The following is a 14,409-nucleotide window of genomic DNA, read 5'->3' as shown; positions in this document are numbered from 1 at the left end:
AATTAGATAAATTATTTTTATGTTACTAACAAGCCTCTATTTCAGGACGTATAAAGGGTTTTACCTCTTTATTAACGTCAATAATTACTGTAAATGGTGTATTAGGTACATTCTCTATGCCTAATACATGTGCCGTATCTTCAGACATTGGCATTTCTACATATTGTTGGCGAATTTTACGCCATTCTTTGAATGTATAGTTTGGAATATACTGAGATGCAATCTCTTCGTTGCGCCAGAATGATTCCCCTTCTTGTAAAAGTTCCTTTGTTTGCTTCGGCAAACCAACGGCTTCGCTGCGAACCTTACCTCGATAGCTAACAAGTGTATCATATTGCAATAGTTCAGCTGCTACTTTGTCGCCTTTAGACAAGAAGAAATTATACAAGAACTCAATTTGGTCGATATCTTTCAAATTAACCTTATGATTTCCAGCATCGAGCCAAGCCTGTGTCATTTCACAGAAATAAGAAAAAGCATCTTTTTTAGGCTCCACTTTAGTGGGATCATACTTTTTCATTGGTGGTACATGATTTATTGCTGTATCTTCACCAGTTATGGATGTATCAGTATGTTCCTTTATGAGCTTGCTACCAATATAGCCAAAGACTGTTCTAAAGCGCTCACTATTATAGAAGCGTTCAAATACATCTTCAAAATGCTTTAAGAAGCGTACATCTTTATAAGGTAATACATGGGTACTCAAAACTTCATAAGGTGCTAAAGGATCACTAATATATTGGTATTCCTCCATGCGGCGTACACCAGAGCCTTTTAATAGTTTTAAGAAACCTATTTGTAGCGCATGAGGTTGTAAGCTAAAAAGATCATTAAAGGATAATCCAAATCGCGCTTTATTTTCGTAAGGTAAACCTACAATTAAATCCATATGCACATGGGTACGACCGGCCTCAATAATAGGACGGATAGCCTTTTGAATGTACGGCCAATCGTTATATCGGTTAATGGCATCTAAAGTTTTCTTATGTGTACTTTGTACGCCCACTTCGATTTGAATACGCCCTGGTGGTGTTTCACAGAGAATATTTGTTTCCCATTCCGTCATGAGCTCAGGTTCCATTTCTAAATGGAAGTTTGTCTCTGTATTGGCATCTCGCATAAATTCCATCAACGGACGATGGTGATGTGGTGCACAGTTAAATGTTCTATCTACAAACTTAACTTGCTTTACCTTATGGTCGATAAACCATTGTAATTCTTTAAAAGTTCGCTCTTGTGGAAAGAATCGCACTGTATTCTTATTGCCAGACAAGCAATACTGACAAGAGAACGGACAACCACGAGAGGACTCATAGTAGATAATTTTATGTTCTAAATCAATCATATCCTCTTCTACATATGGGAATGGAATAGTGCTAAGATCTTTAACCTCTACGGCCTCAGTGGATCCCATAAGTTGACCTGTAATATGGCGGCCCCGTACACCAGGGATTTCTTCTCCTAATCCATCCTTACCATTTTGTAATGCACTAATGAGTTGGTAGAAAGCTTCTTCCCCTTCACCTTGTACAACATAGTCTACAGCATGGCAACGATTTAGAATTTCATCGGCAGTGAAAGATACCTCTGGACCGCCTAAGATAATTTTAATATCTGGTCGAACTGCTTTCACCATGTCCACCACATGTAAGGTCATTTCAATGTTCCAGATATAGCAAGCAAAGCCCAATACATCTATATTGCGCTCTGTAATATCGCTAAGAATATGTAAAACAGGCATATTAATAGTATATTCTACTATATCGTATGCCTGTCCGTGAGCCTGCCCGTAGGCTTTGAGATACCGCAAAGCCAGGGAGGAATGTATAAATTTTGAGTTTAATGTGGATAAAACTACGTTCATAGGTCCCCTTTATATCATCGAATGGCTCAGCCACCGTCTAGTCATAATATATATATTATACCATTAAAAGAGGCCAAAGATAAAGGAAACAATAGCCCCCACTAAAATGACAACCCCTACTACAGATAGGATAATGCCACCAAAAAATACTACAGCTGCTAATACAATTGCTAGAAGAATAATTAAAACAATACGACTTAGCCAACTCGTACTATTAAAGCTATACACCTTAACATGAGGGCCATATTGATTGTACTCTTCACTGCGTTGATACTCTTCGTTCATATTACTAGGTGTAGAGTCCACATGAACAGAGTCTCCTACTTCTTCAATGGTTATACCATCAAAGTCACGGCGTTCATCATCAGATAATACCCGTGTATTTGGCTCTCCGAAGTAGGCATTACTACCAAAGCTATCGCTACGTTCATTATTTCTATATGTATTTTGATTGTTATTTGTATTGTGTTGATCAGACATCGTTACGTCCTTTATATGACCAAAATAATAATTAATTTTGTACAATCTATTATACCATATTTTTCTTATAAAAATGCAAATAAATATCCCCTATAAATATAAATTCATATATCTATAGGGGATATTTTTGTTTGTATTGCTTTATATGACTATAGGCTAACGGGCAAATTAGTCTTTCAAGTATTTTTGAAGCAATTGATTTACCATACCTGGGTTAGCACGGCCTTTAGATTCTTTCATAACTTGACCCACTAAGAAACCAATAGCCTTACCATTGCCACCTTTGAAATCTGCCACTGGTTGTGGATTATTAGCAATAACTTGCTTAACGATTTCTTCAATAGCACCAGTATCTGTGATTTGAACAAGACCTTCTTCTTTTACGATAGTATCAGCATCCTTGCCGGATTCCCACATGGATACGATAACTTTTTTCGCAATTTTACCAGAGATTGTACCTTTATCGATAAGGGCAATCATACTAGCCAAGTTTTCTGGGCTTACTTTAGATTCAGCGAATGTTAAACCACTTTCATTAATCATCTTGGACAAGTCACCAAGCATCCAGTTAGCCACAGTCTTAGCATCTGCACCTGCTTTTACAGTAGCATCTAAGAAATCTGCAGTTTTACGAGATACAGTAAGGATTGTTGCGTCTTCACGAGACAAACCATATTCAGATACAAAACGTTCAATCTTAGCATCTTGCAATTCAGGTAACGCACGACGCACTTCTTCGATTTTTTCGTTCGTAATCACAATTGGTACCAAGTCTGGTTCAGGGAAGTAACGGTAATCGTTTTCTTCATCTTTCTTACGCATACCAATAGTAATGCCTTGAGCATCATCCCAAGTACGTGTTTCTTGATCTACTTTACCGCCAGCTTCGATCAACTTAGCTTGACGCAAGGCTTCGTATTCAACAACCTTTTGAATAGCTGTTAAGGAGTTAACATTCTTAGTTTCTGTACGTGTACCAAACTCTTTAGTACCGCGCAAACGTACGGATACGTTACAATCACCACGCAAGGAACCTTCTTCCATACGACCATCAGATACTTCTAAATATTGCAAGATGGAACGTAGTTTTTCAACATATGCTCTTGCTTCTGCACCGGAGCGAATATCTGGTTCAGATACGATTTCAAGAAGAGGAACACCTGTACGGTTGTAGTCAACATTAGAAGATTTAGAATCGGAAATAGTGTTACCACTATGAACGAGTTTACCTGCATCTTCTTCCATGTGAATACGCGTAATACCAATGCGTTTAGTTTCACCATTTACTTCAATGTCCAAATGACCATTTAAGCAAATTGGCAAATCATATTGAGATGTTTGATAGTTTTTAGGCAAATCTGGATAGTAATAGTTTTTACGGTCAAATTTATTGAAGTTTAGAATTTCACAATTCAATGCTAAACCAACTTTGATAGCAAATTCTACTACTTGTTTATTTAACACAGGCATAGCACCAGGCAAGCCAAGGCATACTGGGCATACATGTGTATTTTGATCGCCGCCGAATTCAGTGGTACAACCACAGAAGATTTTAGACTTAGTCTTAAGCTCGGTATGAACCTCTAAACCAACGACTGTTTCGTATTTACTACTCATAGAGAAACCTCCCCAGTTGGTGCTACTAATTGACAGTCCGGACGTGCTTGTTCAAATGTGAAAGCAGCACGTAATAATGTTTCTTCACCCATAGCAGGGCCAAGTAATTGTAATCCAATTGGCAAATTATTGCTACTCATACCTGCTGGGATGCTAATACCTGGAATACCTGCAAGATTTGCTGGTACTGTACAGATATCTTCTAAGTACATTGCTAATGGATCATTAGCTTTTTCACCAAATTTGTAGGATGTATTAGGTGCAGTTGGTGTCAAAATCAAATCCACCTTGGAGAATGCTTCGTCAAATTCGTTTTTAATAAGGCGACGAACTTTCAATGCTTTCAAATAATAAGCATCATAGTAACCAGCACTCAATACATAAGTACCTAACAAGATACGGCGTTGTACTTCAGGACCAAAGCCTTCTGTGCGAGTTTTAGTGGACATATCTACAAGATTATCTGCAGGTACCCGCATACCATAACTTACACCGTCATAACGAGCCAAATTGGAGCTAGCTTCTGCCAATGCGATGATATAGTATGCAGACAATGCATATTTAGAATTGGGCAAGGAAACCTCAACGATTTCAGCACCTAATTTTTTGTATGTTTCGATAGCTTCTTCCACAGCTTTACGAACTTCGCTATTGAGACCTTCACCAAAGAATTCTTTTGGTACACCAATTTTTAGATTTTTTACATCGTTTACAAGTGCTGTAGTGTAGTCTACACGAGTGCCTGGAATGGACGTTGAATCTTTAGCATCGTGACCAGAGATTGCATTTAATACTAACGCTGCATCAGTTACATCTCGAGTAACAGGGCCAATTTGATCCAAAGAGGATGCGAAAGCAATTAAACCATAACGAGATACATTACCGTATGTTGGTTTTAAACCTACAACGCCACAGAAGGATGCTGGTTGACGAATAGACCCACCTGTATCAGAGCCAAGAGCCCAAATAGCAGAACCGCTAGATACAGCTGCTGCACTACCGCCAGAAGAACCACCTGGTACGCAATCAGCATTCCAAGGGTTAGATGTTTTAGCTAATGCAGAGTTCTCTGTAGAGCCACCCATAGCAAATTCATCCATATTAAGTTTACCAAGGCTAATATAATGATTGTCTTGTAAACGTTCAATAACTGATGCATTGTATGGAGGCACAAAGTTCTCCAACATTTTAGATGCACATGTTGCAGGTTCATCTTTAATACAAATATTATCTTTAATTGCACCAGGAATACCTGCCAATGGGGAAATAGCATCACCTTTAGCAATTGCTTCATCTACAAGCTTAGCTGTAGCCAAAGCACGATCATGAGAATCGGATAAGTACGCATGTACAGTCGGTTCCACTTTCGCTTTATGTGCAATAACAGCATTCGTCAATTCAACAGCGCTGATTTCTTTATTCACTAGTTTCTTGTGTAATTCATGAATTGTTGCCACAGCGAAACCTCCTATTCTTGTACAACGCGAGGTACTTTAAAGTACCCATCCTCTGCTTCTGGAGCATTGGACAAAGCTAAATCATGGTCTAAGGATGGTTTTGTTTCATCCTCTCTAAATACATTGTGCAATGGTACTGCATGAGCCATAGGCTCCACACCATCAAGTTCTAATGCATCTAGTTCAGCAACATAAGTCAAGATGTCGGACAACTCTTTTTCTACATGTGCCATATGTTCTTCCTTAACTTCCAAGCGTGAAAGTAAGGCGATTTTTTTAATTTCCTCTTGGCTGATTTTCATCGAGACACATCCTTTCATAATTATTTATTATAAAGCAAATAATATATATTTTCAAAATATTGTAGAATGTATGTCTATTGAATTTCTCCGAGTTTGTGTAGGAGTTCTACAAACTCTTCTTCATTCATAACACGAATACCCAATTCATTTGCTTTAGTAAGCTTACTACCACTGTCTTCGCCAGCAATAACAAGGGTTGTTTTCTTAGAGACGGAACCGGTCACCTTAGCTCCATGAGATTCAAGAATCTTACCAGCTTCACTGCGGCCCATAACTTCAAGTTTACCTGTGAGAACGACGATTTCGCCTTCCATTTGGTTGCCTGCTGCTTCAACAATATCTACAGTCATCTTAAGTCCTGCCGTTGTTAAACCTTCAATGATTTCTACATGAGTAGGATCTTGACGGTATTCAACAATACTATCTGCCATTGTAGGACCAATCTCTTCTACTGCAACAAGTTCTTCCTTAGTAATAGTCATGAATCGTTCCATAGATTTCACAACACTTGCAATTGTTCCGGCTGCCTTAGAACCAATTAGTCGAATACCAAGACCATATAGTACACGATCTAATCCGCGAGATTTAGAATCTCCGATAGCTTTTACCAAATTCTCAGCAGACTTCTTACCCATTCGATCCATGGTAACTAGTTGTTCGACCGTTAAATGATATAAATCAACAACATTGGTGATTAATTTGTTATTGATGAGGTTTTCTACAATGCTAGGACCGAGACCATCGATATTCATAGCATCGCGAGATGCAAAATGGATAATTTGTTCCTTTTCAATGGCAGGACAATGTTTATTGGTGCAACGAATAGCGGCTTCACCTTCACGTCGGACTGCAGGAAATTCGCATACAGGACATGTATTAGGAATTGTGAAAGGCACTTCAGAACCAGTTCGTTTTTCTGGAACTACGCGGATAACCTCTGGAATAATCTCGGCTGCCTTGTGAATGATGACATGGTCACCAATGCGAATATCTTTTTCATTGATGAAGTCTTGATTATGTAGTGTAACACGACTTACATTTGTACCGGATACGAATACAGATTCCAATTCACCAGTTGGAGTAAGAACCCCCGTACGTCCCACATTGATAGTAATATCCTTAAGAATGGTCTCTACCTCTTCTGGCGGATATTTGTAAGCTGTAGCCCACTTAGGATCCTTCGCAGTACTGCCAAGTACCTCTTGGTCATCGAAACTATTAACCTTAATTACCATACCATCTGTATCGTATGGCAACTCATGGCGCTTTTCACCCCAATAATTAATAGCCTCTATGACCTCGTCAATTGTTTTGCATACACGGTAATGAGGATTTACAGAAAACTTGAAAGTTTCTAGACTTTGTAGCAATTCCTCTTGACTATGAATATTAGCCCCCACTTCAGAACCGATTGCATAGGCAAAGAATGCTAAATTACGACTAGCCGTAATGGCAGGATCTTGTTGACGTAAAGAACCTGCTGCTGCATTACGAGGATTTACGAAGATAGGCAAGCCCTCTTCGTCACGTTCTTCATTTATACGTTTAAATTCACTATGAGGCATATACGCTTCACCGCGAACCTCGATAAATTCTGGCGCATCCTCTAGATATAAAGGAATAGATTTAATAGTACGCACATTAGCAGTTACGTCTTCACCAACGCGACCATCACCACGTGTTACGGCACGTACAAACATGCCGTTCTCATAGTGCAAATTAACAGCTAAACCATCGATTTTAAGTTCTACCACATAAGCAGAAGGCTTATGACCTAATTCCTTCTCTACCCGACTAGCAAATGCACGTACTTCATCAGCACTAAATACATTAGATAAGCTCAACATAGGGCGGCCATGGACGACCTTTTCAAAGGAACCTTCCACCTTCATGCCTACCCGTTGTGTTGGAGATGATGGCACAATATATTCAGGATGAGCTGTTTCTAAATCAACGAGCTCTCGGTATTTTTTATCGTATTCAAAGTCACTCATTGTAGGAGCATCTTTTACATAGTATAAATACTGTGCATGAGTCAGCTCTTGTTGTAACTCTTTAATTCTATCTTTCGGATTCATCTTATATCCTTTTATCGAATAAACATTTAGCCTTTTTTTACAGGTGCAAATTTGGCCATTACCACACGTACACCTTGTGTGGGGAATTCAATAGTTAGCTTCATACCAGCCCCTTCACCGGCAACATTGATGACTTTACCATTGCCCCATTTACTATGAATGGCTGTGTCACCTACTTTCCAATCGGCAATCACTTCATTGCGAACAATTGGTTTTGTTACAGGGCGACTGGTAACACTCATATGTTGCGGTACATGGCGCTTAATATCATCAGGTACTTTACGCTTAGCACGCAAACCATCTACCAGCTCTTCTGGAATTTCATCGATAAAACGAGATGGTAAATAGCTACTAGTGCGTCCAAATACGGTACGCGTAGTGGCATTAGAAATATATAATTCCTTTTCAGCACGAGTAATACCTACATAAGCAAGGCGGCGTTCCTCTTCAATTTCCTCAGGGTTCATCAAGGTGCGGCTATGCGGGAATAAACCTTCCTCCAAGCCACCTAAGAATACAATAGGGAATTCCAAACCTTTCGCAGCATGTAATGTCATCAATGTAACTTTAGACTCTTCTTGCTCGAAAGAATCAACATCATTTACAAGTGCTACTTGTTCCAAGAAGTCTTCCACTGTACCAGTTGGATTTGTATCTTGAAAGTCTTTAGCGACAGATAAAAGTTCACCGATATTCTCAGCGCGAGCCTGATCTTGTGGATCTGTACTTTCTTCTAATTGTGCTAAGTAGCCGGTTCTATCGAGAATAGATTCTAAGATATCAAGCACAGTTTTATCTTCCATTTCAGCTACAAGAGTAAAGATAAGGATACCAAATTCCTCTAACTTTTCCTTTGTCTTACCTTTAATCGTATCTACTAGATGCAACTGTGTTAATGTCATAAACAAGGATGTGCCATTTGCGCGAGCATAATCTTGTAGTTTTGCCACTGTAGTAGCACCAATACTACGCTTAGGTACATTGATGATGCGCAATAAACTCAAATCATCGAATGGATTATATAACACACGTAGATATGCCAAAACGTCCTTAATTTCTTTACGATCGTAGAACTTTGTGCCCCCTACCATAGTATAAGGCAATGCTCTCTTAATCAGTGCTTCTTCAAGTACACGAGATTGAGCATTTGTACGGTACAAAATAGCCATATCACCATAAGGTACACCATGAACATCGTGCTTTTTAGCGATGGTATCTCCGATGAAAGCAGCTTCTTCATGTTCAGATTGAGCCGTAAAATGTTGAATTTTATCCCCTTCTGTCTTATCTGTCCATAAATTTTTCTTAGGACGACCTTCGTTATTTTCAATTACTGCATTGGCTGCATCAAGAATAATCTTTGTAGAACGGTAGTTTTGTTCCAACTTGATAGATGTGCAGTTTGGATAATCCTTTTCAAAGTCCAAGATATTTTGAATATCTGCGCCACGCCATGCGTAGATACTTTGATCAGCATCACCTACAACGGCAATATTTTTCCAATGAGAGGCTAATAATTTAGCCAATAAATATTGAGCATGGTTCGTATCTTGATATTCGTCGATCATAACATAACGAAAACGCTTACTATATTTATCTAGTACAGCTTCATTAGATTGTAATAACTTTACAGCCACCAATAAAAGATCATCAAAATCTAAGGCATTATTTTTACGCAATTCCCGTTCATAATACTCATATACATCAGCAACCTTTTGTTGATAAAAATCTTTCGCTTGCTTTCTAAAATCTGAGGCAAATAACAATTTATTTTTTGCATCAGATATGGCACCAATCATAGCACCTACAGGATAGTATTTATCGTCGAGGTTTAATGCTTTTAAAGCAGCCTTAATAACTGCTTGTGAGTCAGATGTATCATAGATTGTAAAGTTACTGTTATAACCTAAGAAGTTATCTAATTCAAAACGCAAGAATTTCGCACAAAAGCTATGGAATGTGCTAAGCCAAATACGATTAGCTATATCACCTACTAAACCTTCTACACGACTTTTCATCTCTTTAGCCGCTTTATTGGTAAAAGTAATGGCTAAAATTTCATAAGGATTAACACCTTGTGCCAACAAATGTGCAATACGAACGGTTAACACCTTTGTTTTACCAGATCCAGCACCAGCTAAAATCAATAAAGGGCCTTCCGTATGCTGAACGGCTTGTTGCTGCTCTTTATTTAAACCTGTTAGTAATGAATTCATCGGAACACCCCTATCGCCCTTACATATACTATAATTTGATAATCATGTAAATAGAGAAGAAGAACGTTGCAAGCAACGTTCTTTTCCCTTTGTATACTACTATACTATTTCATAGCACCAAGAATTGGTGGTACGATTTGTTTTTTACGAGACATAGTATTTGGCAAGAATACACCATTGTCTTTAACTTCTTTTTCAAATGCTTTTGTTACTACAGCTTCAACATCGCCACTGAATAACAATGTAGTACTTTCATCAAGAATATTTGTAACCATGATGTAAGATGCATTGTAGTTATTAGCGCTCCGAAGAGCTTCTAGCGCAGCTACAAGTTCAGCTTGTTTAGCCAATACATCTGTTGTATCCATAACAGAAATTTGACCAATAGAAATTGTTTTACCTGCTTCGGAGAATTCTTTCATGTCTGTACGAACGATATCGTCATTAGTCAAATCAGAAATATCTGCACCAGCTTTTAACATATCAAGGCCATAGGACTCGATATCTACACCAGCGATTTCTGCCAATTTATGAGCCATTTCTTTATCTGTTTCAGTACATGTTGGAGAACGGAATAAAACAGTATCAGAAATAATAGCGGACAACATCAAGCCTGCAATAGATTTAGGGATTTTTTGATTGTTTTCAATGTACAATTTAGTAATAATTGTATTGGAACAACCTACTGGTTCTAAACGCATAAATACAGGACCATCAGTTTCAAAGTCACCGATGCGGTGATGATCCACAACGCCACACATATTCATGGATTTGTAACCATCAATGATTTGTTTAGATTCGTTGTGGTCAGTTAAGTACAAGTTGCCGCCTTCTGGAGCGAATTCTTCCCAATTCTTAACGATTTGAGGGTGTTCAAAACCAAAATGATTCAATACATATGTTGTTTCTTTATTTGCTTCACCTGCACATACTGGAGTTGCGGGTGTACCCATTTGTGTTAAGAAATTAGCAAAGGAATAAGCAGAACAAATAGAATCTGTATCAGGGCTTTTATGACCTGCTACATATGTTTTTACATCACTCATAATATACCTCTTTAATTTTTAATTTCACATTTATATTGACCAAAGTCAATCCGATTTTTAACTCTATTATTATATCATAAAATATACAAAAAAACACGCCACTACTTAGTAATGACGTGTTTTTTATCTGTCTATATTAATAGCTAATATAGAAAATTATTCATGGTCTTTTTTACGATTTGTTAACAAACCAGGGCCAAGTGTTTCAATGATGATGAACAACATTGGAATGATAAAGATACCAAATAATGTTGCTGTTGTCATCCCTGCTACTACAGTAATCCCCATGGATGTACGTGCACCAGAACCAGCACCGCTAGATACTGCCAATGGCAATACACCAAGGATAAACGCAAAAGATGTCATCAAGATTGGACGCAAACGAATTTTTGCAGCTTCGATAGCGGCATCAACAACGTTCATGCCACGTTCATCAACACGAATCTTAGCATACTCGATGATAAGAATCGCATTTTTTGCGGCCAAACCAACAAGTGTCAAAAGACCGATCTGCATGTAAATATCATTAGCTAAGGAATATCTACCTGTAAAGTTCAACAAGAATGGAACTAAAGAAGCTCCAATCATACCAGATGGTACAGAGAATAACACGGCAAATGGAACCTTCCAAGATTCATACAAAGCAGCCAAGATTAAGAATACAAATACTAGGCCTAACCCAAGAATCATCATAGTTTGGGAACCAGCTTTTAACTCTTCACGAGATTGACCTGCCCAGTCATAAGAATAACCTGCAGGCAATGTTTTAGCTGCTGCCTCTTTCAAGGCGTTAATTGCATCACCAGAGGAGTAACCATTTGCTTGAGAACCACCGATTTGTACAGCCATTGCATTATCAAAACGAGTAATACTAGATGGTGTACCTGTTTGTTCCTTCTGAATATAGTTAGAAACTGGAACCATAAGGCCCTTGCTATTACGAACAGCTAGCATATTAAGCTGATCCGCATTTTGACGATAAGCATCTTCAGCTTGAACTACTACTTTGTAGTTTTTTCCGTATGTAGTAAAGTCATTAACTTGAATACTACCATAGAAACCTTGTAATGTAGTAAAAATATCAGCTAATGCCACACCATCTTGAGCCGCTTTTTCACGATTCACATCAAATTGTAAGGATGGTGTAGATGTATCGAAGGTAGTGTAAATAGATTGAATGGCTGGACTCTTACGGGCTTCTGCTAAGAATTCATTAGCACGTTCCGCCATAACTTGTGGACTGTCACCAGCTTTGTTAATAATGTACATGCTGAAACCACCTGTAGCCCCTAAACCTGGAATAGATGGTGGATTCAAAGCAACTACAGTTGCTTCAGGTACTCCTTTAGCAGCAAAGCCAAATGTTTGACCAACCAATGCATTAATAGATGTTGCTTGAGTTGTACGATACTTCCAGTCAGACATAGTAGCAAAGATTACACCAGCACTAGATTTTTGACCATTCCCTAAAAGGTCAAAGTCTGCTACAGTAAATACCTCTTGGAATAATTGTTCATCCTTAGGTTTTTCAGGATCATTTTTACCTTCCAAGAAAGATGCTATTTTTTCAAGTGTAGCCATGGTACGTTCTGATGTAGCACCAGGTGGCTCATTAACAGCAATCATGTAGTAACCGCTATCCTCTGCAGGTACAAAGGATGTTGGTAAGAAGTGGAATACTAAACCAGTACCACCTGCGAAAATTAAAAGTACAATAACTGTCAAGCTCAAACGATGGCTTAAACGAGCCAATTGAATTCCATACCAATTACTGAAACGTTCTAGACCTGCATTAAATTTATTTAATTGACGATGTAACCAATCTTCACGCTCTTTAGGCGTATGCGGTTTTAACATTGTAGCACATAATGCTGGTGTTAACACAAGAGCGATAATTGCAGAAATAATAACAGACACAGCAATTGTTAATGCAAATTGTTTATATAAGATACCTGTCATACCACCCATGAAGGCTACTGGTACGAATACTGCGACCAATACGAAAGCAATACCAATTACAGGACCTTGTACATTTTCCATCGCTTTAATAGCTGCCTCTTTCGGAGGTAAGCCATTATATTTCAATTCATACTCTACCGCCTCTACTACAACGATAGCGTCGTCAACAACGAGACCTATAGCCAATACCATGGCGAATAATGTTAATGTATTGATGGAGAAATCAAGCAATACGAAAGCACCAAATGTACCTAACAAGGATACTGGAACAGCAATCATAGGAATAATCGTAGATCTCCAAGATTGTAGGAACACATATACTACGATAAGAACGAGTAACAATGCTTCTACAAAGGTATGCTCTACCTCATTGATAGATGCACTTACGAATTTAGTATTATCTACAACCACATTATATTGCATATCTGGTGGGAAAGATTTAGATTGTTCATCTAGTACCTTCTTAACATTTGCAATAGTTTCTAATGCATTAGCATCATTTTGTAAAGAAATAGCGAAACCTGCTACCTCTTTATGAGCGGACTTAGCATTAAAGTCATATCCTTTAGCACCAATTTGAATACGAGCAACATCTTTTAGATGCAATACCTTACCATTAGAACTTTTAATAGCAATATTGCCAAATTGTTCAGGCGTCACAAGACGACCTTCAATTTTGATAGGATATTGGAATGCTTGTTCCCCATTAGTAGGATTTTGACCAACTGTACCTGCCGCAGCCTGTAAGTTTTGCCCCTTAATAGCTGCTGTCACTTCAGAAATAGTAACACCGAGGTTTTGCATTTTTGCAGGATCTAACCAAATGCGCATAGCATAGTCGGAACCGAACTCTTGTACAGAACCAACACCCTTAATGGCTTTAATAGCATCCATCATATAGTTGGTACCATAGTTCTTTAAGAATGTAGAATCATAAGTACCATCAGGTGAGTTCAAGGAGAATACCATAGCCATATCACCAGATGATTTAGTAGTTGTAACACCAACTGCTTGTACCTCTGCAGGCAATTGTGCAAGTGCTGCTTGAACACGGTTTTGAGTATTAACCGTATCCATATCGGCATCTGTGCCTTGATTGAACTGAACAGTCAAAGAGTAGCTACCATTACTTGAGCTACTAGATGTCATATAGTCCATATCTTGTACACCTACGATTTGTGTTTCAATAACACTAGCTACCGTATCATTTACTACTTGAGCTGTTGCACCAGTATAGGCAGTGTTTACACGAACTGTAGGTGGAGAAATTTGTGGATATCGAGCTACCGGGAGGTTCATCATAGAAATGAGACCTACCAAAGTAATAACAATGGCTATTACAATGGCAAAGATAGGTCGATTAATAAAAAATTTCGACACGATCTAGCCC

The 14,409-nt window shown here is 38.4% G+C and carries 9 protein-coding genes; all 9 read right to left on the bottom strand.

What is annotated here, in order from left to right:
• Nucleotides 1-25: 25 nt before the first annotated feature.
• The 9 genes from RWP19_RS02105 to RWP19_RS02065 all read right to left on the bottom strand — a co-directional run bounded on the left by RWP19_RS02105 (nt 26) and on the right by RWP19_RS02065 (nt 14,399).
• Nucleotides 26-1,864 (bottom strand): DUF4080 domain-containing protein, encoded by a 1,839-nt coding sequence (locus tag RWP19_RS02105; RefSeq protein ID WP_314356279.1) that lies wholly within the window; start codon nt 1,862-1,864, stop codon nt 26-28.
• Nucleotides 1,865-1,927: 63 nt separating this feature from the next.
• A complete protein-coding gene (locus RWP19_RS02100) occupies nt 1,928-2,344 on the bottom strand; it encodes a DUF4229 domain-containing protein (RefSeq protein WP_314356278.1) in 417 nt (138 codons plus the stop codon).
• A 168-nt stretch (nt 2,345-2,512) separates the two neighbouring features.
• A complete protein-coding gene (gene gatB / locus RWP19_RS02095; protein ID WP_314356277.1) occupies nt 2,513-3,961 on the bottom strand; it encodes an Asp-tRNA(Asn)/Glu-tRNA(Gln) amidotransferase subunit GatB in 1,449 nt (482 codons plus the stop codon).
• Nucleotides 3,958-5,418 (bottom strand): Asp-tRNA(Asn)/Glu-tRNA(Gln) amidotransferase subunit GatA, encoded by a 1,461-nt coding sequence (gene gatA, locus RWP19_RS02090; protein ID WP_008714016.1) that lies wholly within the window; start codon nt 5,416-5,418, stop codon nt 3,958-3,960. The genes gatB and gatA overlap by 4 nt, the downstream gene beginning before the upstream one ends.
• A gap of 11 nt (nt 5,419-5,429) precedes the next feature.
• Nucleotides 5,430-5,720 carry an Asp-tRNA(Asn)/Glu-tRNA(Gln) amidotransferase subunit GatC gene (gatC, locus tag RWP19_RS02085; RefSeq protein WP_004696952.1) on the bottom strand — a complete coding sequence of 97 codons (291 nt, stop codon included), beginning with the start codon at nt 5,718-5,720 and terminating at the stop codon, nt 5,430-5,432.
• A 74-nt stretch (nt 5,721-5,794) separates the two neighbouring features.
• Complete coding sequence (ligA, locus tag RWP19_RS02080; protein ID WP_314356276.1) at nt 5,795-7,798, bottom strand: NAD-dependent DNA ligase LigA; 2,004 nt, start codon at nt 7,796-7,798, stop codon at nt 5,795-5,797.
• Between the two features lie 26 nt (nt 7,799-7,824).
• A complete protein-coding gene (pcrA, locus tag RWP19_RS02075) occupies nt 7,825-10,014 on the bottom strand; it encodes a DNA helicase PcrA (RefSeq protein WP_314356275.1) in 2,190 nt (729 codons plus the stop codon).
• Nucleotides 10,015-10,118: 104 nt separating this feature from the next.
• Nucleotides 10,119-11,060: a manganese-dependent inorganic pyrophosphatase gene (locus RWP19_RS02070; RefSeq protein WP_314356274.1), complete on the bottom strand. Its 942-nt coding sequence runs from the start codon at nt 11,058-11,060 to the stop codon at nt 10,119-10,121.
• A gap of 156 nt (nt 11,061-11,216) precedes the next feature.
• On the bottom strand, nt 11,217-14,399 hold the full coding sequence (locus RWP19_RS02065) for a multidrug efflux RND transporter permease subunit (RefSeq protein ID WP_314356273.1): 3,183 nt from the start codon (nt 14,397-14,399) through the stop codon (nt 11,217-11,219).
• Nucleotides 14,400-14,409 lie beyond the last annotated feature (10 nt).

This window comes from uncultured Veillonella sp., from assembly GCF_963522475.1.
Lineage (GTDB): Bacteria > Bacillota > Negativicutes > Veillonellales > Veillonellaceae > Veillonella.
Note: the sequence above shows the minus strand (reverse complement) of the source record. Positions and strands in the feature narration are given on the sequence as shown.

Bases quoted from the DNA above. Each gene is read 5' to 3' on its own strand.
- RWP19_RS02105 (WP_314356279.1), bottom strand. From the start codon at position 1,864: ATGAACGTAGTTTTATCCACATTAAACTCAAAATTTATACATTCCTCC.
- RWP19_RS02100 (WP_314356278.1), bottom strand. From the start codon at position 2,344: ATGTCTGATCAACACAATACAAATAACAATCAAAATACATATAGAAAT.
- gatB (WP_314356277.1), bottom strand. From the start codon at position 3,961: ATGAGTAGTAAATACGAAACAGTCGTTGGTTTAGAGGTTCATACCGAG.
- gatC (WP_004696952.1), bottom strand. From the start codon at position 5,720: ATGAAAATCAGCCAAGAGGAAATTAAAAAAATCGCCTTACTTTCACGC.
- ligA (WP_314356276.1), bottom strand. From the start codon at position 7,798: ATGAATCCGAAAGATAGAATTAAAGAGTTACAACAAGAGCTGACTCAT.
- pcrA (WP_314356275.1), bottom strand. From the start codon at position 10,014: ATGAATTCATTACTAACAGGTTTAAATAAAGAGCAGCAACAAGCCGTT.
- RWP19_RS02070 (WP_314356274.1), bottom strand. From the start codon at position 11,060: ATGAGTGATGTAAAAACATATGTAGCAGGTCATAAAAGCCCTGATACA.